Source organism: Variovorax sp. CCNWLW235 (genome assembly GCF_037204085.1).
In the GTDB taxonomy this organism is placed as follows: Bacteria; Pseudomonadota; Gammaproteobacteria; order Burkholderiales; family Burkholderiaceae_C; genus Variovorax.
The window spans coordinates 1-25,135 of the sequence record NZ_JBBCBW010000023.1 but is presented as its reverse complement, the minus strand read 5'-3'; the positions used below and the strand labels follow the sequence as shown (position 1 = coordinate 25,135).

The 25,135-nt window shown below is 63.6% G+C and carries 21 protein-coding genes, 2 tRNA genes and 1 pseudogene; 4 read left to right on the top strand and 20 right to left on the bottom strand.

Annotation, left to right across the window (positions count from 1 at the left end):
* Nucleotides 1-202: 202 nt before the first annotated feature.
* The gene (locus tag V9L21_RS21485) at nucleotides 203-1,435 is read right to left on the bottom strand and encodes a methyl-accepting chemotaxis protein (protein ID WP_337314919.1); all 1,233 of its coding nucleotides are present in this window, start codon (nucleotides 1,433-1,435) and stop codon (nucleotides 203-205) included.
* A 239-nt stretch (nucleotides 1,436-1,674) separates the two neighbouring features.
* Here V9L21_RS21485 and V9L21_RS21480 point away from each other — a divergent pair, with 239 nt between their 5' ends.
* The gene (locus tag V9L21_RS21480; RefSeq protein ID WP_337314918.1) at nucleotides 1,675-2,706 is read left to right on the top strand and encodes a zinc-dependent alcohol dehydrogenase; all 1,032 of its coding nucleotides are present in this window, start codon (nucleotides 1,675-1,677) and stop codon (nucleotides 2,704-2,706) included.
* A 20-nt stretch (nucleotides 2,707-2,726) separates the two neighbouring features.
* Nucleotides 2,727-3,122: a nuclear transport factor 2 family protein gene (locus V9L21_RS21475; protein ID WP_337314967.1), complete on the top strand. Its 396-nt coding sequence runs from the start codon at nucleotides 2,727-2,729 to the stop codon at nucleotides 3,120-3,122.
* A gap of 12 nt (nucleotides 3,123-3,134) precedes the next feature.
* Here V9L21_RS21475 and V9L21_RS21470 read toward each other — a convergent pair whose 3' ends face one another.
* A complete protein-coding gene (locus V9L21_RS21470; RefSeq protein WP_337314917.1) occupies nucleotides 3,135-3,572 on the bottom strand; it encodes a PaaI family thioesterase in 438 nt (145 codons plus the stop codon).
* A gap of 107 nt (nucleotides 3,573-3,679) precedes the next feature.
* On the opposite strand from V9L21_RS21470, the gene V9L21_RS21465 reads away from it, so the two are divergent.
* A complete protein-coding gene (locus V9L21_RS21465; protein WP_337314916.1) occupies nucleotides 3,680-4,135 on the top strand; it encodes a hypothetical protein in 456 nt (151 codons plus the stop codon).
* Here V9L21_RS21465 and V9L21_RS21460 read toward each other — a convergent pair.
* A complete protein-coding gene (locus V9L21_RS21460; RefSeq protein WP_337314915.1) occupies nucleotides 4,128-4,607 on the bottom strand; it encodes a MarR family winged helix-turn-helix transcriptional regulator in 480 nt (159 codons plus the stop codon). The genes V9L21_RS21465 and V9L21_RS21460 overlap by 8 nt on opposite strands.
* A 45-nt stretch (nucleotides 4,608-4,652) precedes the next feature.
* On the bottom strand, nucleotides 4,653-5,552 hold the full coding sequence (locus V9L21_RS21455; RefSeq protein ID WP_337314914.1) for a LysR family transcriptional regulator: 900 nt from the start codon (nucleotides 5,550-5,552) through the stop codon (nucleotides 4,653-4,655).
* 152 nt (nucleotides 5,553-5,704) lie between these two features.
* Here V9L21_RS21455 and V9L21_RS21450 point away from each other — a divergent pair, with 152 nt between their 5' ends.
* Entirely contained in the window at nucleotides 5,705-6,358 is a 654-nt protein-coding gene (locus tag V9L21_RS21450; RefSeq protein ID WP_337314913.1) for a hydrolase, read from the top strand.
* Nucleotides 6,359-6,621: 263 nt separating this feature from the next.
* Here the strand turns inward: V9L21_RS21450 and V9L21_RS21445 are convergent.
* The 16 genes and pseudogenes from V9L21_RS21445 to V9L21_RS21370 all read right to left on the bottom strand — a co-directional run.
* A tRNA-Phe gene (locus tag V9L21_RS21445) sits at nucleotides 6,622-6,697 on the bottom strand.
* An 18-nt stretch (nucleotides 6,698-6,715) separates the two neighbouring features.
* A complete protein-coding gene (locus tag V9L21_RS21440; protein WP_157611832.1) occupies nucleotides 6,716-7,417 on the bottom strand; it encodes a response regulator in 702 nt (233 codons plus the stop codon).
* A gap of 92 nt (nucleotides 7,418-7,509) precedes the next feature.
* Nucleotides 7,510-9,840: a sensor histidine kinase gene (locus V9L21_RS21435; protein WP_337314912.1), complete on the bottom strand. Its 2,331-nt coding sequence runs from the start codon at nucleotides 9,838-9,840 to the stop codon at nucleotides 7,510-7,512.
* Nucleotides 9,837-10,442, bottom strand: coding sequence for a DUF4390 domain-containing protein (locus tag V9L21_RS21430; RefSeq protein WP_258503830.1), 606 nt, complete (start codon nucleotides 10,440-10,442; stop codon nucleotides 9,837-9,839). Before V9L21_RS21430 ends, V9L21_RS21435 begins: the two co-directional genes overlap by 4 nt.
* Before the next feature lie 28 nt (nucleotides 10,443-10,470).
* Nucleotides 10,471-11,799 (bottom strand): 16S rRNA (cytosine(967)-C(5))-methyltransferase RsmB, encoded by a 1,329-nt coding sequence (rsmB, locus tag V9L21_RS21425; protein ID WP_337314966.1) that lies wholly within the window; start codon nucleotides 11,797-11,799, stop codon nucleotides 10,471-10,473.
* 127 nt (nucleotides 11,800-11,926) lie between these two features.
* Nucleotides 11,927-12,550 (bottom strand): lema family protein, encoded by a 624-nt coding sequence (locus tag V9L21_RS21420; protein WP_337314911.1) that lies wholly within the window; start codon nucleotides 12,548-12,550, stop codon nucleotides 11,927-11,929.
* 99 nt (nucleotides 12,551-12,649) lie between these two features.
* Nucleotides 12,650-16,879, bottom strand: a complete 4,230-nt coding sequence (rpoC, locus tag V9L21_RS21415; protein ID WP_258503827.1) for a DNA-directed RNA polymerase subunit beta' — start codon at nucleotides 16,877-16,879, stop codon at nucleotides 12,650-12,652.
* 20 nt (nucleotides 16,880-16,899) lie between these two features.
* Nucleotides 16,900-21,024, bottom strand: coding sequence for a DNA-directed RNA polymerase subunit beta (gene rpoB / locus V9L21_RS21410; RefSeq protein ID WP_126749938.1), 4,125 nt, complete (start codon nucleotides 21,022-21,024; stop codon nucleotides 16,900-16,902).
* A gap of 296 nt (nucleotides 21,025-21,320) precedes the next feature.
* Nucleotides 21,321-21,698, bottom strand: coding sequence for a 50S ribosomal protein L7/L12 (gene rplL / locus V9L21_RS21405; protein ID WP_258503826.1), 378 nt, complete (start codon nucleotides 21,696-21,698; stop codon nucleotides 21,321-21,323).
* A 43-nt stretch (nucleotides 21,699-21,741) separates the two neighbouring features.
* On the bottom strand, nucleotides 21,742-22,275 hold the full coding sequence (rplJ, locus tag V9L21_RS21400) for a 50S ribosomal protein L10 (RefSeq protein WP_126749936.1): 534 nt from the start codon (nucleotides 22,273-22,275) through the stop codon (nucleotides 21,742-21,744).
* A gap of 247 nt (nucleotides 22,276-22,522) precedes the next feature.
* The gene (gene rplA, locus V9L21_RS21395) at nucleotides 22,523-23,221 is read right to left on the bottom strand and encodes a 50S ribosomal protein L1 (RefSeq protein WP_126749935.1); all 699 of its coding nucleotides are present in this window, start codon (nucleotides 23,219-23,221) and stop codon (nucleotides 22,523-22,525) included.
* Nucleotides 23,222-23,653, bottom strand: a complete 432-nt coding sequence (gene rplK / locus V9L21_RS21390; protein WP_028258525.1) for a 50S ribosomal protein L11 — start codon at nucleotides 23,651-23,653, stop codon at nucleotides 23,222-23,224.
* A gap of 134 nt (nucleotides 23,654-23,787) precedes the next feature.
* On the bottom strand, nucleotides 23,788-24,399 hold the full coding sequence (gene nusG, locus V9L21_RS21385; RefSeq protein WP_126749934.1) for a transcription termination/antitermination protein NusG: 612 nt from the start codon (nucleotides 24,397-24,399) through the stop codon (nucleotides 23,788-23,790).
* Nucleotides 24,400-24,783, bottom strand: a complete 384-nt coding sequence (secE, locus tag V9L21_RS21380; RefSeq protein WP_157611826.1) for a preprotein translocase subunit SecE — start codon at nucleotides 24,781-24,783, stop codon at nucleotides 24,400-24,402.
* 135 nt (nucleotides 24,784-24,918) lie between these two features.
* Nucleotides 24,919-24,994: transfer RNA gene (locus tag V9L21_RS21375), tRNA-Trp, on the bottom strand.
* Between the two features lie 21 nt (nucleotides 24,995-25,015).
* Nucleotides 25,016-25,135: pseudogene (locus tag V9L21_RS21370) on the bottom strand (elongation factor Tu); the annotation flags it as partial.

The window sequence follows — 25,135 nt, the reverse complement described above, 5'->3', positions numbered from 1 at the left end:
GTTCCATGCGCGCCGGCAGCCGCTGGCATTCGGAACATCTCGACAGTCATTCGGTTTCCTTTGTGCGAGGGCTCGACGTCGTCAGCCGGCCCTGCAATCGGTCACCTTATTTTTTTGCCGCGGTTCTTCTGTAGGGTGATGCCCACATTCGCGTAGGCGCAGTGCAGCGTTGCATCTTGAAAGAAAAGAGTGACGCGTGGCGTCACTCAGCTGTACGCCGGGCCAGTTGCACCAGCCGCACGGGCTGCGCAAGAGGCCGCGCCTGCACAGGCGGAGCCAGGGCGGGTTTGCCGTCCTCGTCGTCGAGCTTGAAGGTGGCCACCACCTGCGACAGGCTGCCCGCCTGCTCCTGCAGCGATTGCGCAGCGGCCGCGGCCTCTTCGATGAGCGCGGCGTTCTGCTGCGTCACCTGGTCCATCTGCGCGACCGCCTGGTTGACCTGCTCGATGCCCTGGGCCTGCTCGTGGCTCGCCGCCGTGATCTCGCCGACGATGTCCGTCACGCGCTTCACGCTGCCCACGATCTCTTCCATCGTCTTGCCGGCTTCGCCCACCAGCGCGCTGCCCACGTCGACCTTGCTCACCGAGTCTTCGATGAGGCCCTTGATCTCCTTGGCCGCCGCAGACGAACGCTGCGCAAGGTTGCGCACCTCGGAAGCGACTACCGCAAAGCCCCTGCCCTGCTCGCCGGCACGCGCGGCTTCCACGGCCGCATTGAGCGCCAGGATGTTGGTCTGGAACGCGATGCCGTCGATCACGCCGATGATGTCGACGATCTTTTTCGACGAGGCATTGATCGAAGCCATGGTGTCGACCACCTGGTTGACCACGCCACCGCCCTTGACCGCAACCTCCGAGGCCGATAGCGCAAGTTGGTTGGCCTGTTTTGCGTTGTCGGCGTTCTGCTTGACGGTAGAGGTGAGCTCTTCCATCGAGGCGGCCGTCTCTTCGAGCGAGCTGGCCTGCTGCTCGGTGCGCGAAGACAGGTCATGGTTGCCCGCGGTGATTTGCCCGGAGGCCACGACGATCGAGTCGGTCGATGCCTTGATGCGCGTCACCACGTCGGTCAGCGTGTCTTCCATCTCGCCCATGCCGCGCAGCAGCCTGCCGAAATCGCCACCGCGCTCGGTCTCGAATTCCTTGCTGAGGTCGCCCGAGGCCACGGTCTCCGCGATGAAGATCGCTTCAGCGAGCGGTTGCATGATGCTGCGCGACAGCCAGATGCTGCCGCCGATGCCAACCGCCACCGCGGCAAAGCCGAAGCCCAGCATGAAGCTTCGTGTCGATTCGATACGGCCTGCGAGCTCCGGGGCAATGCCGCTGCCGGCAGCAATGTCGTGAAGACATGCAATGCCAATGGCCAGCCCCGTCGCCATCAACAGCAACACGATCCCGAATGCCATGCCCAGCTGGGCACCGATCTTCCAATTGCGCATGTGCTTTTCCGTGACGGCCGCCGGTGCGGAGGCCAGGTATCCAGGGATATCGGCAGGCGGGCGCGGAAAGTTGAGGGGTGAGATGTAGGGGTAAACCCGCGATGCGTGGCTATCGCCGGAGAAGGGTATGCACCAGTCGAAAGGTGCGGCGCTTGAAGTCAATAATGTTGACGTGATACAGCCAAGGCGCTCAGGTCGCTTAAGGCGGTTCGTAACTCAGTTCTCTCAGGACTCCACGCATGCAAGCACTTCTTTATGCAGCTCCTGGTCAGTTGAAGTGGGCAGACACGGACGAACCTTCGATTCGTTCGCCCCGGGAAGCGATCGTGAGGCCCATCGCATCCGCTTTCTGCGACCTCGACCGGCGCATCCGCGCGGGGAGCACTCCTTTCAAGCCGGGGTTCGCGATCGGGCATGAGGCCGTCGGAGAAGTCGTCGAGGTGGGGTCCGAGGTCACGACAGTGCGGCGCGGCGATGTTGTTTCCATTCCCTGGAAGATCGCCTGCGGTCATTGCGCGCAGTGCCTTTACGGCCGCAGCAGCGCTTGCACCTCGGTGCCCAAGCACGCCTGTTATGGCGTGCCGACCGGCGGGAATTGGGGCGGCCTTTTCTCGGAACTCGTCAACGTGCCCTTTGCCGATGCGATGCTGGTCCCTTTGCCCGCGGGGCTGGACCCGGCTGCGGTGGCCGCCGCGAGCGACAACCTGACCGACGCATGGGTTGCAGCAAGCCGCCCTCTTGCCGGCAGAAAGGACGCCCGCGTGCTCGTCGTCGGCGGCACCGAAAGCATCGGCATTCTCGCGACTCAGTTCGCCAGGGCAGCTGGTGCCGCCGAAGTCACGTACTTTGACTCCGACGACGCGCGCAAGGCGCTTGCCGAGCGCTCAGGTGCGCGCATTTTCGACGGACCGCCCGAGGCGCTTCATGAAAGATTCGACGTGACCATTGCGGCGACACGCGACCACGAGATGCTCCGGTCGGGCTTGCTGGCGTTGGCACCCGGCGGCCACTGCTCTTGCATCGGCATCATCTTCGACGATCCGAAGATTCCGCTTTTCCAGATGTACATGCGGGACGTGACGCTCTCGGTGGGTCTGTGCAGCGTTCGCCCGCATATACCGAAGGTCATGGATCTTGTGGCCGCGGGCCAGTGCGATCCGCTGTCGCTGACCACAGTGGTGTCATGCGACGAAGCCCCCGACGCGCTCGCGGTACATTCCGCGAAGGTGGTCATGGTGCGCCCGCGAATCACCGAGAGTGATGCATCGTGAAGAGAGATGACCTCTTGGCTGTGGTCAAGAACTGCTATGCGGCCTTTGCAGCCCGCGATGTCCAGCGGATGTGCACGCTGTCAGCGCCGGACTGCATCTACGAGGCCCCCGGCGTTGCTGAGTTCATGCCTTGGGCGCACCGGCACGAGGGTCACGAAGGCATTGCGAAGTTTGTCGCCGCGCTGGACGAGCACCTGCTGTTCGACCATTTCCGGCCAAGCACATTCGTGGCCGACGAAAGCCAGGACATGGTCGTGGTGCTTGGGCGCGCGGAATGCCGCGCTCGCGCGACGAGCAGAAGCTATGTGAATAACTGGGCGCACATGTTCCAGATTCGCGACGGCAAGGTCGCGGTTTTCAGAGAGTATCCGGACACGGCGGCGCAACTGCTGGCCGTGCACCAGCTCCGCCCATAGCCGCAGGCGGTTTCACACGGCCTGCGGGCCGGCGATGATGCATGTTCCAGTCGCGTGCGCGCAAAGCCTGTCGTCCTTGTCCAGAAGCCTGGCTTCCGCCGAAGCGACCGTGCGCCCGCTGTGGATGACGGTTGCCTCTGCCCTGACCGGCCCCGAACTTTCCGTCAGCGGCCGCAAGTAAGTGATCTTGAGGTCGAGGGTGCTGTAGCGAGTGTCGGCGGCCAGCGTGCTGTAGACGGCCAGCGCAATCGCTCCGTCGAGCATCGTGGCCACATAGCCCCCGTGGACCGCGCCGGCCGGGTTGTAGTGGTCGGGCGTCGGGTGCCCCTGCAGGGTCACTTTTCCGAAAGCTACGTCCGTACCCACAAGCCCCAGCGTCCGCCCGATGCCTCGCCCAAAGCCGCCTTGTGCGAAGGTCTCGCGCAGGGTCTCGAGTCCTGATGTGCTCATTGTTTCTCCAGAAGATGCGCAAGGATACTTGCCAGCTCGCTTTAAGGTCAACTTTGTTGACCTTGAGAACTACAATGAGCTGTTCGCCCTTCCGCCCTGCAATAAACATGAGCCCGACATCGCTTTCCCTCGCCGTGGACGTTGTGCTGGTGCTGAACATTCTGTGGTTTGGCGCAGGCGCGATGTACTTCGGCTTGAAGTCGACCTCGGCCACCAAGCTCCTGGTTTCACGAGAAGCCAGGCAGTCACCTCTTTTCTCGACCGTGGCTGCAGCAGTGCGCTTTCTGGGAGGAATGAACCTTGCCTTTGCCGTTCTCGCAGGCATGCTTCTTTTCAATCGCACGCTGTTTCCCGAAGCGATGCAAGTGGCCGTGTTCACCGCAGTGTTTGCGCTGGCTCACGGCACTCAATTTGCGGCGAATGTGCCGGTGGCTCTCTCGCGAAATAGCGTCGGTGAACCCCTTTGGCCGGTTCTGAGCGGCCTGATGCTGCTCATCTTTGTCGTGGACTTTGCGCTGATGGTCGCGAATGCCGCGCTGGCAGCGCTGCTGGCCTTCAGTTGACCATGCGAGCCAGCGCAATCATCACTTTTCGCCACGCCTTCTGCTCGGTGGCCGAAACACCTGCGAGCGCGGACTTCATTGCGGCTGCTTCATGCTTCGACGCGAGGCGCTCGATCTCTTTTCCCTTCGCAGTCAAGCTCAGGATCTTCACTCGATGCTGGACCGCATCACGCTGCGCGACGACATAGCCGGCGTCCTGGAGGTGCTTCAGAGGTCTGTGCAGCGCCTGCTTTGAAACCCCGAGCAGCTCGATCAGCCCGCCGATCGAGAGCCGCTCCGAGCGAGCGATGGCATAGAGCATCCGGTGATGAACACGGGTGAGTTCATGGCCAGCAAGAAAGACGTCGGCCTTGGCAACCAGCCCGCGGAAGGCAAAGTGCATGAGCAGCAGCGCGCTGTCTTCAGGCTGTAGCTCGCGCATGCCGGCCTTTGCGACGGAAGGCAGATCAAGAATGGGGTTGCTTTTGTTCATTGGTGATGATGGTGGCTGGAGCTCTACCGCTAGATCGCTGCTGCGCTACTCAGAAGCGCTCGCTCCCGCTGCGTGCGAATACCGTTGGCAATACTCGGCCAGGAGTTCGGTCAGGACCCGGATCTTCCCCGCAGGGTGCTGGCCCGGCGGCCGGATGACATAGGCACCCGCCGTCGGTGGGGGATACCTCGTCATGATCGGCACGAGCGCTCCGGAGGCTACGTGTTCAGCCGTGAGCCAATCGGGGAGGTAGGCGATGCCGAGCCCCGCTGTCGCAGCAGAAACCAGGGCGGGGCCGTTGTCGGCCTTGAAGCGCCCCTGCGGTCGTACCGTGATGATCTTGTCGCCGTCCTGGAACTGCCAGGATTCGACACCCTGCATGAGTGCCTGGTGGGCGACGAGCTCTTCGGGCGTCTCAGGCGACCCATGCGCCTTGATGTAGTCCGGACTCGCAACGAGCTTTCCATTGATCGCGCCAATGCGCCTTGCAACCAGGTTGGAGTCTTGAAGATAGCCCACCCGTATCGCGCAATCGTAGCCCTCTGCAATGAGATCGACGAAGCGATCGCTGTAGGAAGTCTGGATATGCAGCTTGGGGTGACGTCGCGCCATTTCCGCGAGCGCGGGGGCAAAGTGGGTCGGGCCGAAAGTAAGCGGCGCGGCAATCCGCAAGCGGCCTCTGAGGTCGCCGGCGGGCAGGATCGTTTCCCTCGCGATGTCTATCTCTGCGCACACCCTGGCCGCATAGTCTCGAAAAGTGGCGCCGGCTTCGGTGAGCGCAGCCCCGCGGGTGGACCGGGCGAGCAGTTGGACGCCGAGTTCTGCTTCAAGGCGAGCGAGCCGGCGACTGACGATCGACTTGGACACGCCGAGCCGAATTGCCGCAGGCGAAACACCCCCTGCATCAGCGACCTCGACGAATGTCTGCAGCTCCTCGATGTCCACTTTGGCGTTCCTCTTTTTGCGACACAGCTCGCCCGCGGATGGTACTACCGCATCGAGTGCAGGAACAACAGACTACGGCTTCCGAGCAACGGCGCGCCCCGGCGAACCCTGCCCGGAAGAACCCAACTCAATGCCAAACAAAGGATGTATCAATGACTTTTCGCAACGGCCTTGCTTCGCTTCTTCGCCCCGAAGACTCCGTGCTCGTTCTGATCGACCACCAGCCCTACCAGCTTGCCAACCTCAACAGCCATGAACCGCAGATGGTGGTCAACAATGCCGCGGGCCTGGCAAAAGCCGCAAAGGCTTTCGGCGTTCCCACCATCCTGACCAGCGTGATCGCCGGGCGCGGCGGCCTCCTCTTTCCGCAGATCACAGAAGTTTTTCCCGGCCAGGAAGTGATCGATCGGACCCTCATCAACACCTGGGAAGATAAGAAAGTGGTCGACGCAGTGAAGGCCACGGGCCGCAAGCAGCTGATCATCGCGGGCCTGTGGACAGAGGTATGCGTCGCGATGCCGGTGATTCAGGCCCTGGGCGAAGGGTGGGATGTGACGGTGATCACCGACGCATCGGGCGCCGTCTCCGTCGAGGCACATGAGGTTGCCATCCAGCGCATGATTGCCGCGGGCGCCAACATGATGACGTGGTTGGCGTTGGCAGCCGAATGGCAACGCGACTGGGCCCGCGCCGAAACAGCGGTCAAGCTGACAGAGGTGATCAAGCAGCATGCCGGCGGCAGCGGCATTGCGTACTTGTGGGAGCAGCAGTTGCTCAACACGCCGGTGCCGGCCACGGCGGGTTGATCTGAGTGGGGGTGAAGAGACAGCAGGGCCACGCGTTGCGGAACGTTGGTTGCTCGTTGCGACTTTTCGTCCCTGCATGATGGCGGCGAGGGCCGTGGCGCAAGGAAGGAGCAATAGACCGAAGCTGGGACCGAGCGAGGACTGCTGCGATCAAACCGGAAAACTGCAGACTGCTCTGAAATGAAAAAAGCCCTAAGTCGTTGATGTACTTAGGGCTTTTTTGACTTTGACCGCCGTCTGATGGACGACCTCAAAATGATGAATGGTGGCCTGGGGCGGAATCGAACCACCGACACGCGGATTTTCAATCCGCTGCTCTACCAACTGAGCTACCGGGCCTTGGTGTGCAGCCTTAAATTATACAGCGCTTCTGCGGCCTCTCGAAAGATCGACGCCAAGTTGTTTGAGCTTGCGATAAAGATGGGTGCGTTCCAGCCCGGTCTTCTCGGCGACGCGGGTCATGGAGCCGTTCTCCATGGCGAGATGGAATTCGAAGTAGGCCTTCTCGAAACCATCGCGTGCATCGCGCAGCGGGCGGTCCAGGTCGAAGCTCTGGGTCGACTGCGGGCCGGCGTCGGGCACGGGCACTGAAGCCAGCGAGGCGAGCAGCAGGCTGTCGCCAGTGGTGGTGATGGCCGCCGCCGGATTGACGCCCGTGGCCGGCGGCACAACGCCAGCGGCCGCGCGCCTGGCGCTTTCGCGGGCAAGGCCCTGCTCCACGGCCTTGAGCAGCTTCTGCAGGGTGATGGGCTTTTCGAGGAACGCGAAGGCGCCGATGCGGGTGGCGTCCACTGCGGTGTCGATGGTGGCGTGGCCGCTCATCATGATGACGGGCATGCTCAGCAGGCCGGCGGTGGACCATTCCTTGAGCAGCGTGACGCCGTCGGTGTCGGGCATCCAGATGTCGAGCAGCACGAGATCGGGCCGTGCACGTTGCCGGGCTGCGCGTGCTTCGGCGGCGTTTTCCGCGAGCTCCACGTTGTGGCCTTCGTCATTGAGAATTTCGAAGAGCAGGTCCCTAATGCCCAGCTCGTCATCGACCACGAGAATGTTTGCCATGAGTGCTGCTTGTTGTATGCGCCGGTGTCTGCAATGGTGTGTATGGTCCGCCAGCCGATCCATCGACTGAGCGCAATGGATTTCTTTCGCGCTCAGGCGGCGGAAGACTTCGAATCTTCGGTGTGAGCGACCGCTGTTTGCGACTCGCCTGCCAGCGCGAATGATAGCGAGACTTGCGCCCCCGCTACAGCCCCATCGACAACGCGGTTGGAAAGCTCGATGCGGGCGCCGTGCTCGTCCGCGATCTTCTTGACCACGGCCAGCCCCAAACCGGTACCTTTTGTTTTCGTGGTGACGTAGGGCTCGAAGGCGCGCTTGAGAATGTTCTCGGCAAAACCGGGCCCGCTGTCTTGTACGGTCAGGCGCACGCGCTGGCCCGAATCGCCCAGGCGGGTGCGAATGACCACCTCGCCCGCCCTGCCGGTGGTGCTGGCGGCGGCCTCGGCAGCGTCCTGCGCGTTTTGCAGCAGGTTGTGAATGACCTGGCGGATCTGCTGCGCATCGCCGCGAATGGGCGGGCAGCGCTCGTCCAGCTCAGAGCGCAGCGCGATGGGCGCGTTCTCGGCGCTGTAGAGCTGGAGCACGTCGGCCAGCAAGGCATTGAGGTCGACGGGCTTGAGGTCGGCCGCGGGCAGGCGGGCGTAGTCGCGGAATTCGTTGACCAGCCGCTTCATGGCGTCGACCTGGTCGACGATGGTCTTGACCGACTTGACGAGCACGGCCTGCTCGGGCGGAGCGACCTTGCCGGAGAGCTTCATCTCGAGCCGCTCGGCGGAGAGCTGGATGGGCGTGAGCGGGTTCTTGATCTCGTGGGCCAGGCGGCGTGCGACCTCGCCCCAGGCCTGTGCACGTTGGGCCGAGACGATTTCGGAGATGTCGTCGAACACCAGAAGCCGCGCAGCGCCGGGCAGCTCCGCTCCGCGGGCGACGATGTTGATGGCACTGCCCTGCTGCGGCAGGTCGGTGCCGGTGGCGTGCAGCTCGAAGGCATGCTGCCAGTGGTCGAGGCCGTGCTGCATACGCTCGACCTGGAATTCGTCGAACTGCTGTTGCACGCTGTTGCCAAAATCGGCCAGGCCGGGCACCTGCGACAGGGGCTGCCCTTCGTAGGCGGCCAGCGGCGCGCGCAGCACGCGGGTGGCGCCGGGGTTGGTCGAAAGAATGGTGCCCTTGGCGTCGAGCACGATCACGCCGGAGGTCAGGTTGTCCAGAATGGTCTGCAGGTTGGCACGGGCGGCATCGAGCTGGCCCATGGTCTTTTCGACAGCGCCGCGGGCATCGGCCAGCTGCTGCGTCATGACGGCGAAGGAGCGGGTCAGGCCGCCGAGTTCGTCCTTGCCTTGCAGCACGGCGGTGGGCCGCAAGTCGCCGGCGGCCACCTGGCGAACGCCTTCCGCCAGCACAAGCAGCGGCCGCGCCAGTTGGTTGCCGAACAGCACCGCCAGCAGCACGGCGCCGAACACGGCCAGGAACAGGCTCAGCGTGAGGGTACCGATGTACATGCGCCGCAAGCCCTCGCGGGCCAGGGCGCGCTCCTGGTATTCGCGGTTGGCCTCTTGCACGGCAAGCGCATTGGCCACCACGGCCGGCGGCAGCGGCTGCGTAACTTGCAGAAAGCGCGGCGCAGTATCGAAGTCGAACCCGGGGCGTTGCACCATGGCGATGGCGCGCACGGTGGCGGGCGGCAGGCTGGCACCGGGCGCCGCGGTTTCGTCCAGGCCTTCGATGTGGGCGATGGCGCGGTCCGCGCGCACCTGCCGCAGCTGCTGGATGGTCGGCCGCTCGGGGTTCAGCTGAAAGCGCGAGGTGCCTGCCCCGGCAATAAGTTGCCCGGTGCCCGTCCAGAGCACGACATCGCTGGCCTGCAGCTGGTCGCGAATGCGCTCGAGCGCGAGGCCCGCGCTCGCATCGGGCACTTGCGCAAGCTGGGCACTGGCCGCACGGGTCTTGGCGGCCAGGTCGTCGGAGAGCGAATCAAGCGTGGCTCGGCCGAGATTGAGGCCGGCATCGAGCGCACCCTCGACCTTGACGTCGAACCAGCTTTCGATCGACCGCGCGACGAACTGATAAGACACCACATAGACCAGCGCACCCGGCACCACGCCCACCAGCGCGAAGATGGCGGCCAGCTTGATGAGCAGGCGGCTGCCGAACTTGCCTTGGCGCAGCCGCCGCAGCAGGCGAAAGGCGACCCAGCCAATGACCAGCACCAGCAGCACCGCGACCACCACGTTGATGCCGAAGAGCCGCACGTAATAGCGTTCATACAGCGCGCGGTTGTTGGTGGCCTGGGCCAGCAGAAACATCAGCACCAGGCCAATGGCGGTGACCAGCGCGGCGCCGACGCCCACGGCCCAGCGGACCGCGCGCGAGCGGCGAGCGGCGGGTGTGGCCGCTGCGCCGCTGCGCGGTTTGGTGCTCACCGCTGCTTCTCCAACGGCAGCTTGGCGCTGCGCTCGGCGACGATGTTCCAGTCCGCCTGCCCGACCACGCCGATCTGGAACGGGCGCGGCAACTGCGAGGTGTCGAGGCGGAAGCGGAACACGACCTGGTGCTGCGCTTCATCGCCGATGTCGGACACATCGCCCAGCCGCAGCCGGCCGACGCGCTTGACGGCGTCCATGGCGTCGGAAAGGCTGTCGAAGTTCTGGTTCAGCGAAACGCCGAACCCGGCCGTGCCGGTGATGGGCACCGGCGACACGTTGAGCCGCCAGCGGCGCGTGAGCGGCTGGTAGGCAAGCCGCATGTGGCGCGTGACCTGGGCGACCTTGCGGTCGGTCCAGTACCAGCGCTCCTGAAAGACCTCGGCCTCGGCCACGAAGTAGATCGCAATGCCCTTGTCGAGCACCTCTTCGACCAGCGAGGGCAGCTCGAACTGCACGGCCGCCGTGAGGTAGACGCCGTCGTCCGCTTGCTCCAGGCGCATCTGGGTGACCGAAGGGCCGCTGCGCCCTTGCGCCGCGGCGGTCAGGGGCAGCCAGCCCAGCAGCGTGACCATCACCACCGCCAGCAGCAGCGCCGCCATCTGCGCCAAGCCGCGCCGACCCCAAGTTTTAACCGGGACGTTTTTCAAGCAGGGCGTAGAAGAAGCCGTCGTGATCACCTGAGGGATTGTCCGGGACGGCGCGGGCATTCGCCCCGCTTTGGGGGAGCAAATGGCCCGGCGATGCCTTCAATCGGGCGTTGGTGTTGTGCGCAAGAAACGCATCGATTTGTTGCGAGCCCTCTTCGCGGAACACCGAGCAGGTGCAATAGAGCAGCCGGCCGCCGGGCCGGACCAAGGGCCAGAGCGCGGCCAGCAGCGCGGCCTGCTGCACCGCCAACTGGCCCGTGTCGCTCTCGCGGCGCAGCCATCGCACGTCGGGGTGGCGCCGGACAATGCCCGAGGCCGTGCAGGGCGCATCGAGCAGGATGGCATCGAAGGGCGTGCCGTCCCACCACGCAGAAGGACGCGCGGCATCGGCCACTACTACTTTAGCGGTCAGTCCAAGCCGGCTCAGGGTCTCATCGATGCGGCGGCTGCGAACAGGGTCGACTTCAAGGGCCGTGACCTCGATGGCATTCGGGCCGCCCAGCTCCAGCAGGTGGGCCGTCTTGCCACCGGGAGCGGCGCAGGCATCGAGCACGCGCAGCGGCGCAGCGCCGGCGGCGGGCAGCAGGCCTTCAAGCAGCAACGGCGCCGCCATTTGCGCGGCGGCATCCTGCACCGAGCAATCGCCGTCGGCAAAGCCGGGCAGTTGCTGCACCGGCCGGGCACGCGCCAACTGCAGGCCGGACGCACCCACGCGAACGGATTCGAGGCCGGTCGCTTCGAGCGCCAGCTGATAGGCGGGAACGGTGGTCTTCTGCACGTTCACGCGCAGGGTCATCGGTGCGTGTGCGTTGTCGGCGGTGAGCACGCGCTGCCAGTCGCGCGGATGGTCGCGCTTGAGGCGCTCGATCCACCAGCGCGGATGGTTCCACTGCGCCACCGGCTCATGGTCGGTCGCGGCCACGAGCTCGTCGCGCTCCCGCAGGAAGCGGCGCAGGCAGGCGTTGATGAAACTCGCCTGCGCGCGCGTGGCCGGGTTGCGTTTGGCGGCCTCCACGGCCTGATCGACCAGGGTGAAGGGTTCGTACGGCGCATGCTGCGCATCCCAGGCCAGTGCCAGCGCGGTGCACAGCAATGCATCGGGCAGCGGCGGCGGCGTGCGCTTGGCGAGGTGGCGGCGCAGGGCTTCGGCGCGGCCAAGCCAGCGCAGCACCTGAAAGCCGAGCGCCTGCACGCCGGGACGCATGGCAGGCTCCACGGATTCGAAGGCGACGGTGCCCGAGCTGCCGGCGCGAATCGACGCGAGCGCCACCGCTGTCAATTGCAGTTGGCGCCACAACGGCGGTTGCAGCAGCGGTGCGCTGCCGCCTGGATGATCGGAAGATAGTTCTGGCAAGTTGGGGCGATGGTAACGGGCCCGCGTGACGCACAGCGCCGCACAGGCTTTAAGAAAAAAATACGACTTCGCGCGACCGGCCTCAGAGCAGAGGCGCGGCAGGACGCAAACGCACCAACCATGCCACCAGCAAGGCCGGGAACTGGACGATAGCGGCGTTGTACTGGCCTACCGCCGCATTGAACTGGCTGCGCGCAATTTCCGCCGAGGCCGAGGGCTCGGGCCATGCCACGGGCTCGACCGCACCGGGCAGCGCAACCTCTGTGCCGGCGCCGATTCCGGCCGACAGCAGCGGCGCGGGCCGCGAGAGCGTGCCGTCCGCATCGAACACAGTGACCGCCGCGTCCGGATGCTGGCGCTGCCATGCGTTGATCAGCACCTGCAGCGCCGTGGCCAACGCGGCCATGGCACCCGGATCGAGCGGACGCAGCCGGGTTGCGCCGAGCACCGAGGCAAGCTGGGTGGTGGCGGCCTGCAGCGGCGCCACGGACGAAGACAGGCTGTCCGGCGGTGCATCCTTCGGCGCGGTGGCCGTGATGCTGGCCTGAACGAAGTCGAGCTGCTTTCGCAGAGCCGCGTCGAGCGTGGCATAGGCCTGGAGCACGGCCGCGCGCAGGCGCACCAGCCGGTTGTAGGCGCCCACGAACCAGAACAACAGCACCGCGGTAACGAGCCAGCCGGCCAGCGAGTCGGGCAATACGCTCATCGACAAAAACGTCTCATGGAAAGCTCAAAGAAAAACGCCCCCCAACCGGAAGCGGTCGGGGGGCGTCGGATACCGGTCATGACCGGTGATGCTAGCCGTTTATTCGGACGCGGCGCCTTCGCTGGCGTCGGCCGTGCTGTCGACATCGCTGGTCGAACCGGCCAGCTCTGCAGCTTCCGATTCGGCGATGGCGCGGCGCTCGGCCTCGTCCATCTGGTCCTTGACCTTGCGGGCTTGGTGGTAAGCCATGCCGGTGCCCGCGGGAATCAGGCGGCCGACGATGACGTTTTCCTTCAAGCCGCGCAGTTCGTCGCGCTTGCCCATGATCGCGGCTTCGGTCAGCACGCGTGTCGTTTCCTGGAACGAAGCAGCCGAGATGAACGAGTCGGTCGAGAGCGATGCCTTCGTGATACCCAGCAGCAGGTTGGTGAACGTCGCGGGGATCTTGCCTTCGGCGCGCAGGGCGTCGTTGGTGTTGAGCATTTCGCTGCGTTCGACCTGTTCGCCGGAGATGTAGCTCGTGTCGCCGATGTTGTCGACCACGACGCGGCGCAGCATCTGGCGAACGATCACCTCGATGTGCTTGTCGTTGATCTTCACGCCTTGCAAACGGTACACGTCCTGCACTTCGTCCACGATGTAGCGCGCGAGTTCTTCCGAACCCAGCAGGCGCAGGATGTCCTGCGGGTCCGCCGGACCGTCGACCACGCTTTCGCCCTTATTCACCACCTGGCCTTCGTGCACCAGGATGTTCTTTTCCTTCGGCACGAGGTCTTCCCAGACCGTGCCTTCCGGATCGGTGATCTGCAGGCGGATCTTGCCCTTGGTCTCCTTGCCGAACGACACGGTACCAGTCATTTCGGCCAGCATGCCCTTGTCCTTCGGCGAGCGGGCTTCGAAGAGCTCGGCAACACGCGGCAGACCGCCGGTAATGTCGCGCGTCTTCTGGCCTTCGACCGGAATACGCGCCAGCACTTCGCCGGGGCCCACGTCCTGGCCGTCACGCACCTGCACCAGGGCGCCGATCGGGAAGCCGATCGTCACCGAGTGGTCGGTACCCGGGATCTTCACTTCGGCGCCGGAGGCGTCGATGAGCTTCACCTGCGGGCGCACGACCTTGGCAGCGCCGCGGCGCTTCGGGTCGATCACGACCAAGGTCGACAGACCGGTCACTTCGTCCACCTGCTTGGCGACCGTGAGGCCTTCCTCGACGTTCTCGAACTGCGTCTTGCCGGCGAACTCGGTGATGATCGGGCGCGTCAGCGGATCCCAGTTGGCAAGCACGTGGCCGGCCTTGATCTGCTGGTCGGCCTTGACGGCCAGGGTCGCACCGTACGGCACCTTGTGGCGCTCGCGCTCGCGGCCGTGTTCGTCATGAATGACGATCTCGCCCGAACGTGCAATCACCACCAGCTCGTTCTTGCTGTTGGTCACGTAGCGCATCGTGGCGTTGAAGCCGATCGTGCCGTTGGACTTGGCTTCGACGCTCGAGGCCACTGCCGCACGCGATGCCGCACCACCGATGTGGAACGTACGCATCGTGAGCTGCGTGCCGGGTTCGCCGATCGACTGCGCCGCGATCACACCGACGGCTTCGCCGATGTTGATCAGGCCGCCGCGGCCCAGGTCGCGGCCGTAGCACGTCGCGCAGATGCCGAAGCGGGTTTCGCAGGTCAGTGCCGTGCGGACCTTGACTTCGTCGACGCCCTCGGCTTCGAGGAGTTCGATGTTGTCTTCGTCGAACATCTCGCCGGCCTTGAGCAGCACCGAACGGTTTTCCGGATGCAGCACGTCGTCCGCAGCCGAGCGGCCGAGGATGCGGTCGCGCAGCGATTCGATGACTTCACCGCCTTCGACGATGGCGCGCATCAGGTAGCCGCCGTGCGTGCCGCAGTCCTGCTCTGTCACCACCAGGTCTTGCGTCACGTCGACCAGACGACGGGTCAGGTAACCCGAATTCGCGGTCTTCAGTGCCGTGTCGGCCAGACCCTTACGGGCACCGTGGGTGGAGATGAAGTACTCCAGCACGTTCAGGCCTTCGCGGAAGTTCGCGGTAATGGGCGTCTCGATGATCGAGCCGTCCGGCTTGGCCATCAGGCCACGCATACCGGCCACCTGGCGAATCTGCGCTGCGGAACCGCGGGCGCCGGAGTCGGCCATCATGTAGATGGAGTTGAAGGACTCCTGCTCCACTTCCTTGCCGTGGCGGTCGATGACCTTCTGCTTGGACAGCTTGGACATCATGACCTTCGACACTTCGTCGCCAGCCTTGCCCCAGATGTCCACCACCTTGTTGTAGCGCTCGCCGGAGGTCACCAGACCCGAGACGTACTGCTGCTCGATCTCTTTCACTTCCTTGGCGGAACGCTCGATGATGCCGTGCTTTTCAGCAGGCACCAGCATGTCGTCGATCGCAATCGAGATACCGGCCTTGGTTGCCAGACGGAAGCCGTTTTGCAGCAGCTTGTCGGCGAACACGACGGTCTCTTTCAGGCCGCACTTGCGGAACGAGACGTTGATGAGCTTGGAGATTTCCTTCTTCTTCAGCGCCTTGTTGATGTTCGAGAACGGCAGGCCCTTCGGCAGGATCTCGGACAGCAGCGCGCGGCCCACGGTGGTGTCCACCAGCGACGTGGACGGCGTGAATTCACCCGTTTCCTTGTCCTTGGTGTACTCCGTGATGCGCACGGCGACCTTGGCGGTCAGTTCGACTTCGTTGGCGTCGAGCGCGCGCTGCACTTCACCGATGTCGGAGAAGATCAGGCCCTCGCCCTTGCCGTTGATGCGGTCGCGGGTCGTGTAGTACAGACCCAGCACCACGTCCTGCGAAGGAACGATCGACGGTTCGCCCGAAGCCGGGAACAGCACGTTGTTGGAGGCCAGCATCAGCGTGCGGGCTTCCATTTGCGCTTCCACCGACAACGGCACGTGAACGGCCATCTGGTCGCCGTCGAAGTCGGCGTTGAACGCCGCGCAAACCAGCGGATGCAGCTGGATCGCCTTGCCTTCGATCAGGATCGGCTCGAACGCCTGGATGCCCAAACGGTGCAGCGTAGGCGCACGGTTCAGCATGACCGGGTGTTCCTTGATCACTTCTTCCAGGATGTCCCAGACCACCGGCGTGCCGGATTCGACTTCCTTCTTGGCAGCCTTGATCGTGGTCGCGATGCCCATGGCTTCGAGGCGCGAGAAGATGAACGGCTTGAACAGCTCGAGCGCCATCAGCTTGGGCAGGCCGCACTGGTGCAGCTTGAGCGTCGGGCCCACCACGATGACCGAACGGCCCGAGTAGTCGACGCGCTTGCCCAGCAGATTCTGGCGGAAGCGACCGCTCTTGCCCTTGATCATGTCGGCGAGCGACTTGAGCGCGCGCTTGTTGGCGCCCGTCATGGCCTTGCCGCGGCGGCCGTTGTCCAGCAGCGAGTCGACCGCTTCTTGCAGCATCCGCTTTTCGTTGCGCGCGATGATTTCCGGGGCCTTGAGCTCCAGCAGGCGGCGCAGGCGCGAATTGCGGTTGATGACGCGGCGGTACAGGTCGTTCAGGTCGGAGGTCGCAAAGCGGCCGCCGTCCAGCGGCACCAGCGGACGCAGGTCCGGCGGCAGCACGGGCAGCACGTCGAGCACCATCCACTCGGGCTTGATGCCCGACTTGCGGAAGGCCTCGAGCACCTTCAGGCGCTTGGAGTTCTTCTTGACCTTGACTTCGGAGCCGGTCAGATCGCCGCGCAGGCGTTCGATCTCGCTGTCGAGTTCGATGCCTTCGAGCAGGTCCTTGATGCCTTCTGCGCCCATCTTGGCGACGAACTCGTCGCCGTATTCCTTGCGCTTCGCGTCATAGTCGTCCTCGGACATGATGCCGAACTTCTTCAGCGGGGTCATGCCGGGGTCGGTGATCACGTAGGCTTCGAAGTACAGCACGCGTTCGATGTCACGCAGGGTCATGTCGAGCACGAGGCCCAGACGCGACGGCAGCGACTTCAGGAACCAGATGTGCGCGCAGGGCGCGGCCAGGTCGATGTGGCCCATGCGCTCGCGGCGAACCTTGGTCTGCGTGACTTCAACGCCGCACTTCTCGCAGATCACGCCGCGGTGCTTCAGGCGCTTGTACTTGCCGCACAGGCACTCGTAGTCCTTGATGGGGCCGAAGATCTTTGCGCAGAAGAGACCGTCGCGCTCGGGCTTGAACGTGCGGTAGTTGATCGTCTCTGGCTTCTTCACCTCGCCGAAAGACCACGAACGGATCTTCTCGGGCGAAGCCATGCCGATCTTGATGGCATCGAAATGCTCATCGGGTGTGAACTGCTTGAACAGGTCGAGTAGCGATTTCATGTGACTCTTTCCTCTTCTGATTACGAACGCTCGAGCTCGATGTCGAGACCCAGCGAACGGATTTCCTTGACCAGCACGTTGAACGATTCCGGCATGCCGGCTTCGATCGTGTGTTCGCCCTTGACGATGCTTTCGTACACCTTGGTACGGCCTTGCACGTCGTCGGACTTCACGGTCAGCATTTCCTGCAGGACGTAGGCGGCGCCGTAAGCTTCCAGCGCCCACACTTCCATTTCACCGAAACGCTGGCCGCCGAATTGCGCCTTGCCGCCCAGCGGTTGCTGCGTGACGAGCGAGTACGGGCCGGTCGAACGGGCGTGCATCTTGTCGTCCACCAGGTGATGCAGCTTCAGGAAGTGCATGTAGCCGACGGTGACGGGACGCTCGAACTGGTCGCCGGTGCGGCCGTCGAACAGATACGCCTGGGTACGGGTGTCGGTCAGGCCCTTGAGCTTGGCGATGTCGTCCGGGTAGGCGAGCTTCAGCATGCCGCGGATTTCTTCTTCCGAGGCGCCGTCGAACACCGGCGTGGCGAAGGTCGCGCCGCTCTGCAGGTTGGCGGCCATTTCGAGCACGTCGGTGTCGCTCAGCTTGCTGAGGTCTTCCTTGCGGCCCGAGCCGTTGTACAGCTGCTCCATGAACTTGCGCAGCTCGGCCACCTTGGCCTCTTGCTGCAGCAGGTCGCCGATGCGCTGGCCGATGCCCTTGCCGGCCCAGCCCAGGTGCACTTCGAGCACCTGGCCCACGTTCATCCGCGAAGGCACGCCCAGCGGATTCAGGCAGATGTCGCACGGCGTGCCGTCGGCCATGTGAGGCATGTCTTCGACCGGAACGATCTTCGACACCACACCCTTGTTACCGTGGCGGCCGGCCATCTTGTCGCCGGGTTGCAGGCGGCGCTTGACGGCCAGGTAGACCTTGACCATCTTGAGCACGCCCGCAGGCAGTTCGTCGCCCTGCGTGAGCTTCTTGCGCTTTTCTTCGAACGCGAGGTCGAAGCTGTGGCGCGTTTGCTCCAGCGAGTTCTTGATCGACTCGAGCTGCGTTGCCACTTCGTCGTCCGCCGGGCGGATGTCGAACCAGTGGAACTTCTCGACCGACGACAGGTAGGCCTTGTCGAGCTTGGTGCCCTTGGCCAGCTTGTTCGGGCCGCCGTTGGCAACCTTGCCGGTCAGGAGCTTCTCGATACGGTCGAACGCGTCGGCTTCGACGATGCGAAGCTGGTCGTTCAGGTCGAGGCGGAAGCGCTTGAGCTCGTCGTCGATGATCTGCTGGGCGCGCTTGTCGCGCGTGATGCCTTCGCGGGTGAACACCTGCACGTCGATCACGGTGCCTTGCGAGCCCTGATCCACGCGCAGCGAGGTGTCCTTCACGTCGGAAGCCTTCTCGCCGAAGATGGCGCGAAGCAGCTTCTCTTCAGGCGTGAGCGTGGTCTCGCCCTTCGGCGTGACCTTGCCCACCAGCGTGTCACCCGGCTGCACTTCGGCGCCGACATAGATGATGCCGGATTCGTCGAGGCGGTTGAGCTGTTGCTCTGCCAGGTTCGGAATGTCGCGCGTGATTTCTTCGGCACCCAGCTTGGTGTCGCGAGCCATCACCACCAGTTCCTCGATGTGGATCGAGGTGTAGCGGTCTTCCGCGACGACGCGTTCCGAGATCAGGATCGAGTCTTCGAAGTTGTAGCCGTTCCAGGGCATGAACGCGATCAGCATGTTCTGGCCGAGAGCCAGTTCGCCGAGGTCGGTCGATGCACCGTCGGCCACCACGTCGCCCTTGGCGATCTTGTCGCCGCGCTTGACGATCGGACGCTGGTGGATGTTGGTGTTCTGGTTCGAACGCTGATACTTGATCAGGTTGTAGATGTCCACACCGACTTCACCTGCAGCCGCTTCGGCGTCGTTCACGCGCACCACGATGCGGGTCGCGTCGACGTAATCGACGATACCGCCGCGGGTGGCCGTGACCACGGTGCCCGAGTCGACCGCGGAAACGCGCTCGATACCGGTACCGACGATCGGCTTTTCAGGACGCAGCACGGGCACGGCCTGGCGCTGCATGTTGGCGCCCATCAGCGCGCGGTTCGCGTCGTCGTGCTCGAGGAACGGCACGAGCGAGGCGGCCACCGACACGATCTGCGCGGGCGACACGTCCATGTACTGGACGCGCTCTGCCCCCACCAGGATCGATTCGCCGGCTTCACGCGCGGAGACCAGGTCGCCAATCAGCTTGCCGTCCTTGTCCAGCACCGCATTGGCCTGGGCGATGACGTACTTGCCTTCTTCGATGGCCGACAGGTAGTCGATGTCCATCGTGACCTTGCCATCCACCACCCGGCGGTACGGCGTCTCGATGAAGCCGTATTCGTTCAGGCGGGCGTACAGGGCCAGCGAGTTGATCAGGCCGATGTTCGGGCCTTCAGGCGTTTCGATCGGGCACACGCGGCCGTAATGGGTCACGTGCACGTCGCGCACTTCAAAGCCTGCACGTTCGCGCGTCAGACCACCCGGGCCAAGGGCCGACACGCGGCGCTTGTGGGTGATTTCGGACAGCGGGTTCGTCTGGTCCATGAACTGCGACAGCTGCGAGGCGCCGAAGAATTCCTTCAGCGCGGCCGAGATCGGCTTGCTGTTGATCAGGTCGTGCGGCATCAGCGGCTCTTGCTCGGCCTGGCCCAGACGTTCCTTCACGGCCTTCTCGATACGGGCGAGGCCGGTGCGGTACTGGTTTTCGGCCAGTTCGCCGACGCAACGCACGCGGCGGTTGCCCAGGTGGTCGATGTCGTCGACTTCGCCGTTGCCGTTGCGCAAGTCAACGAGGATCTTGACCACGGCCAGGATGTCTTCGTTGGTCAGCACCATCGGGCCGGTCGACTCGTCGCGACCGACCTTGGCGTTGAACTTCATGCGGCCGACGCGCGACAGGTCGTACGTGTCCGGGTTGTAGAACAGGCGCTGGAACAGGGCCTGCACGGCGTCTTCCGTCGGCGGCTCGCCGGGGCGCATCATGCGGTAGATGGCCACGCGGGCGGCAAACTCGTCCACCGTTTCGTCGATGCGCAGGGTTTGCGAGATGTACGCGCCCTGGTCGAGTTCGTTGGTGTAGATCACCTGGATGTCTTGCACGCCGGCCGTGCGCAGCTTCTTCAGCAGCGCTTCGGTCAGCTCGTCGTTGGCCTTGGCCAGGATTTCGCCGGAATCGGCGTCGACGATGTTGCGCGCGATGACGCGGCCGACCAGGAAATCTTCCGGCACGCTGATGTGCGTGGTGCCCGACTGCTCGAGTTCACGCGTGTGGCGCGCGGTCACGCGCTTGTCCTTGGCGACCACGACCTTGCCCGACTTGTCGGTGATGTCGAAGCGCGCGACTTCGCCGCGCAGGCGCTCGGGAACGAATTCCATCTGCGCACCGCTGTCCATCAGGCGGAAGTTGTCGTTCACGAAGAAGTTCGCGAGGATCGATTCCGGGTTCAGGCCGATGGCCTTCAGCAGGATCGTCACGGGCATCTTGCGGCGACGGTCGACGCGGAAGTACAGCATGTCCTTCGGGTCGAACTCGAAGTCGAGCCACGAGCCGCGGTAGGGAATCACGCGGGCCGAGAACAGGAGCTTGCCCGAGCTGTGCGTCTTGCCCTTGTCGTGTTCGAAGAACACGCCGGGCGAACGGTGCAGCTGCGAGACGATCACGCGCTCGGTGCCGTTGATGATGAACGAACCCTTTTCGGTCATGAGCGGCACTTCGCCCATGTAGACCTCTTGTTCCTTCACTTCCTTGACCACCTTCGACTGCGACGTCGACGACTCGCGGTCATAGATGATGAGCTGCACCTTGGCGCGCACGGCCGAGGCGAAGGTCAGACCGCGAGTCTGGCATTCGCGCACGTCGAAAGCCGGCTTCGCGAGGTTGTACTCGAGGAACTTCATCTCGACAAAACCATTGTGCGAGACGATCGGGAAGGCTGCGTCGAACGCGGCCTGCAGGCCTTCGACGGTGCGTTGTTTGGGCGGAATGCCGGCTTGCAGGAACGCGGTGTACGCGTCTTTCTGCATCTGCAGCAGGTAGGGGATTTCGACGACGCTGTCGCGATTACCGAAACTTTTTCGGATGCGCTTGCGTTCGGTGTAACTGTACGCGGACGATTGGGCCATGAGAGCTCCGGAGCTTGAGATCTTCAGCGACTTGTCAGCAATGCCGAGGCACTACTGCTTGGCGGCTGGCCACTACCAGCCGTTGGCGGACAGCGATGCGTTGCACATCGCCCGAACCAAGGGGTCTTCTGCAGTCGGGGTCAGAAGACACTCAAAAAACGTCTTGGCTTTTGCTTTTCCGTCGACCTGAAGGTCTCCGGGAAAGCCGGCGCCAAGCCGGCTTTTGGGTGCGCTCTGAAAGCGGCAAAGGCTGGAGGGCCTTTTTCAGGCACCTCCAGCCCTCTAGGGGGTCTGAATTACTTCAGTTCCACCTTGGCGCCAGCTTCTTCCAGCTTCTTCTTGGCGGCTTCAGCGTCAGCCTTCGACAGGCCTTCCTTGACTGCCTTGGGAGCGGCTTCCACCAGGTCCTTGGCTTCCTTGAGGCCCAGGCCGGTGATTTCGCGCACAGCCTTAATGGCCGAAACCTTGTTCGCGCCTGCATCCATCAGCATGACGTTGAACTCGGTCTGCTCTTCGGCAGCAGCGGCGGTAGCACCACCACCAGCGCCGGCGGGGGCAGCCATTGCAGCGGCGCTCACGCCGAACTTCTCTTCGATGGCTTTCACCAGGTCGTTGAGTTCCAGGACCGTCATGCTGTCGAGCGCGGTCAGAAATGCGTCTTTATCGAATGCCATTTTTGTTTCCTAACAATTGGGTTGAATATTTCAAACGCAAGGCTCAAGCGGCCTGCGCTTCTGCCGGTGCATCGGCGGGTGCAGCTTCGCCACCACCGCGCTTCTCGGCCAGCGCCGCGAGCACGCGGGCGGTACGAGAGATCGGGGATTGCATCAAGCCCAGCAATTGCGACAACAGCACTTCCTTGGATGGGATGTTGGCCAGTTGCTTCACGCCCTCGACGTCCAGGACCTTGCCGCCAAACGCGCCACCGCGAATCACCAACTTGTCGTTGGTCTTCGCGAAGTCGGCCACCACCTTGGCGGCGGCCACTGCGTCTTCGGAAAAGCCGTAGATCAGCGGACCGGTCATCTGGTCACCGACGACTTCGAATGCGCTACCAGCAACAGCACGGCGTGCCAGCGTGTTCTTCAACACGCTGAGAGTCACACCCTTGCTGCGAGCTTCGGTGCGCAGTTTGGTCATATCGGCAACCGTGATGCCACGGTATTCCGCCATCACGAGCGTTTGAGCTTTAGCGGCGAGGCTGGTCACATCACTGATGACCGCTTCTTTCTCACTGCGATTCAGACTCAAGGTCTACTCCTTTTAATGCGACCTTCGGCCGGGGCCTCGGATCGCGCTTCATGCAGCGACCAACTGTTTCGGAACAAAAATCAAATTCCTTGCAGTGGGGTCGCCATCTGCGCTGGATACCGGAAGGATCGATCCGGCGATTAAGTGCAGCGCCCTGCACACCAGCGGTCTTGGATGGCCCGCGGCAACCGGAGCTGCCGCGACCCACCACATCTGCCCTCCCCCTTGCGGGATCGGGCAAATCTCTTTAGCTCGCCGAGATAGTTTGCGTGTCCACGCGGACACCCAGACCCATGGTCGACGAAACAGCCACCTTGCGCAGGTACACGCCCTTGCTGGTCGCCGGCTTGGCCTTGACCAGAGCGTCGATCAGCGCGGCGAGGTTGCCTTGCAGCTTGTCGGTGTCGAACGAACGGCGGCCGATCGTGCCGTGCACGATACCGGCCTTGTCGACGCGGAACTGAACCTGGCCAGCCTTGGCGTTCTTCACGGCCGTGGCGACGTCCGGGGTCACCGTGCCAACCTTCGGGTTGGGCATCAGGCCGCGCGGGCCGAGGATCTGGCCGAGCGTACCGACCACGCGCATCGCGTCAGGGGCGGCAATCACGACGTCGAAAGGCATGTCGCCAGCCTTGACCATTGCAGCGAGGTCGTCCATGCCGACGATGTCGGCGCCGGCGGCCTTGGCTTCGTCAGCCTTGGCGCCTTGGGCGAACACGGCCACGCGCTTGGTCTTGCCGGTGCCGTTGGGCAGCACGACGGCGCCACGCACGACCTGGTCAGACTTCTTCGCGTCGATGCCGAGCTGCACGGCCACGTCGATCGATTCGTCGAACTTGGCAGTGGCGGCTTCCTTCACGAGGCCGATGGCGTCAGCCAGCGGGTACAGCTTGTTGCTGTCGACCTTGCCTGCGAGCGCTTTTTGCTTCTTGGTGATCTTGGACATTTACACGCCCTCCACATTCACGCCCATCGAACGGGCAGTACCGGCGATGGTGCGAACTGCGGCGTCCATATCGGCGGCCGTCAGGTCCTTCATCTTGGTCTTGGCGATTTCTTCGAGCTGAGCGCGCGTGATCTTGCCGACCTTGTCGGTGTGCGGACGGGCCGAGCCCTTGTCCAGCTTGATCGCCTTCTTGATCAGCACGCCAGCCGGGGGCGACTTGATGATGAAGGTGAAGCTCTTGTCGGCGAACGCGGTGATGACCACCGGCAGCGCCAGGCCCGGCTCGTAGCTCTGCGTTTGCGCGTTGAACGCCTTGCAGAACTCCATGATGTTCAAACCACGCTGGCCCAGTGCGGGACCGATGGGTGGTGATGGGTTGGCCTTACCAGCTGGCACTTGCAGCTTGACGAAGCCGACGATTTTTTTCGCCATGTTTTGCTCCTTGCGGGTGATATCGCCTTGGCTCTCGCCGCGGCTCCCCGGGGTTAAACGACTCTTCGATCAAGGCCGCGCGCCGAGTCGGACAACGCGCAGCCGGAAATGGTTCCGGTCCGAAGACCGGGGACTCAGGTCTTTTCGACCTGACCGAATTCGAGCTCCACAGGCGTTGCGCGGCCAAAAATCATGACCGACACGCTGACCTTGCTCTTTTCGTAGTTCACATCTTCAACAGTGCCGTTGAAGTCGGTGAACGGGCCTTCCTTCACGCGCACGAATTCGCCCACGGTGAACTCGACCTTGTGGCGCGGCTTCTCGGTGCCCTGCTGCATCTGGCTGACGATGTCCTCGACCTCTTTCTGCGAGATCGGGGCGGGGCGGTTCTTGGCGCCGCCAACGAAACCCGTCACCTTGTTGGTGTGCTTCACCAAGTGCCAGCTTTCGTCGTCCATGATCATTTCGACCAGCACGTAGCCCGGGAAGAAGCGGCGCTCGGTGGTGCGCTTCTGGCCGTTCTTGATTTCGACCACCTCTTCGGTCGGAACCAGGATGCGGCCGAACTTGTCCTGCATGCCGGCGCGGTTGATGCGCTCGGTAATGTTGCGTTCGACGGCCTTTTCCATGCCCGAATAGGCATGCACCACGTACCAACGCAAATCAGGGTTGGCGGCGGGAGCCAGCACGGAGGTGTTTTCCTCTTCCGGGCTGCTCGGCGTGGTTTCAACAGCGTCGTCAGTCATTTATTTTCTCCAGCCCAGAATGAGGTCGAAAAACACCCATTCGAGCGTCTTGTCGGTGAGCCAGAGGAAAACGGACATGATTGCCACGAAGGCAAACACGTAAGCCGTCATCTGCATTGCTTCTTTGCGGGCCGGCCAGACGACCTTCTTGACCTCGCGCCACGAGTCGCGGCCAAAGGCCCACAACTGGCGGCCATTCTCCGAACTGCCGAACGCGCCCACAGCCGCGGCCAGGCCGACCAGCAGCGCAGCCCATTGCACCAGCGAGCCCTGGCGCGCGAGCAGATAGAACGCCACGATGGCGCCCACTGCCAGCAGCACCGACACAGCCAATTTGGCCTTGTCGGCACCCGTGCTCACGGTTTCGATTTGAGAAGTGGCCATGTTTGGCTGATTTCCTGCGGCCTTCCGGCCTTCAATTCAATGCGTCTTCTTGAGACGCCGAAGCCCATCGGGTCACGATGGGCTTTTTTAGCCTCCCATCGGGTCAACGATGGGCTTTCCGGGGTGCCACCTAAGTGGCAGGGGCAGTAGGAATCGAACCTACAACCTTCGGTTTTGGAGACCGACGCTCTGCCAATTGAGCTATACCCCTCCGGTACTCTTTACGCTCGGCTTAGATGTCGAGGATCTTTGCCACGACGCCCGAACCCACGGTGCGGCCGCCTTCACGGATGGCGAAGCGCAGGCCTTCTTCCATCGCGATCGGGTTGATCAGCTTCACGGTGATGCTGAC

Excerpts from the sequence above, each read along its gene's own strand:
- rplA (WP_126749935.1), bottom strand. The coding sequence starts at position 23,221 with ATGTCCAAGATCACCAAGAAGCAAAAAGCGCTCGCAGGCAAGGTCGAC.
- V9L21_RS21420 (WP_337314911.1), bottom strand. The coding sequence starts at position 12,550 with ATGAGCGTATTGCCCGACTCGCTGGCCGGCTGGCTCGTTACCGCGGTG.
- rpoB (WP_126749938.1), bottom strand. The coding sequence starts at position 21,024 with ATGGCCCAATCGTCCGCGTACAGTTACACCGAACGCAAGCGCATCCGA.
- V9L21_RS21440 (WP_157611832.1), bottom strand. The coding sequence starts at position 7,417 with ATGGCAAACATTCTCGTGGTCGATGACGAGCTGGGCATTAGGGACCTG.
- V9L21_RS21485 (WP_337314919.1), bottom strand. The coding sequence starts at position 1,435 with ATGCGCAATTGGAAGATCGGTGCCCAGCTGGGCATGGCATTCGGGATC.
- rplL (WP_258503826.1), bottom strand. The coding sequence starts at position 21,698 with ATGGCATTCGATAAAGACGCATTTCTGACCGCGCTCGACAGCATGACG.
- V9L21_RS21460 (WP_337314915.1), bottom strand. The coding sequence starts at position 4,607 with ATGAACAAAAGCAACCCCATTCTTGATCTGCCTTCCGTCGCAAAGGCC.
- V9L21_RS21430 (WP_258503830.1), bottom strand. The coding sequence starts at position 10,442 with ATGGCGGCGCTGCTGCTGGCGGTGGTGATGGTCACGCTGCTGGGCTGG.
- V9L21_RS21450 (WP_337314913.1), top strand. The coding sequence starts at position 5,705 with ATGACTTTTCGCAACGGCCTTGCTTCGCTTCTTCGCCCCGAAGACTCC.
- rplK (WP_028258525.1), bottom strand. The coding sequence starts at position 23,653 with ATGGCGAAAAAAATCGTCGGCTTCGTCAAGCTGCAAGTGCCAGCTGGT.
- secE (WP_157611826.1), bottom strand. The coding sequence starts at position 24,783 with ATGGCCACTTCTCAAATCGAAACCGTGAGCACGGGTGCCGACAAGGCC.
- V9L21_RS21465 (WP_337314916.1), top strand. The coding sequence starts at position 3,680 with ATGAGCCCGACATCGCTTTCCCTCGCCGTGGACGTTGTGCTGGTGCTG.
- nusG (WP_126749934.1), bottom strand. The coding sequence starts at position 24,399 with ATGACTGACGACGCTGTTGAAACCACGCCGAGCAGCCCGGAAGAGGAA.
- V9L21_RS21480 (WP_337314918.1), top strand. The coding sequence starts at position 1,675 with ATGCAAGCACTTCTTTATGCAGCTCCTGGTCAGTTGAAGTGGGCAGAC.
- rpoC (WP_258503827.1), bottom strand. The coding sequence starts at position 16,879 with ATGAAATCGCTACTCGACCTGTTCAAGCAGTTCACACCCGATGAGCAT.
- V9L21_RS21470 (WP_337314917.1), bottom strand. The coding sequence starts at position 3,572 with ATGAGCACATCAGGACTCGAGACCCTGCGCGAGACCTTCGCACAAGGC.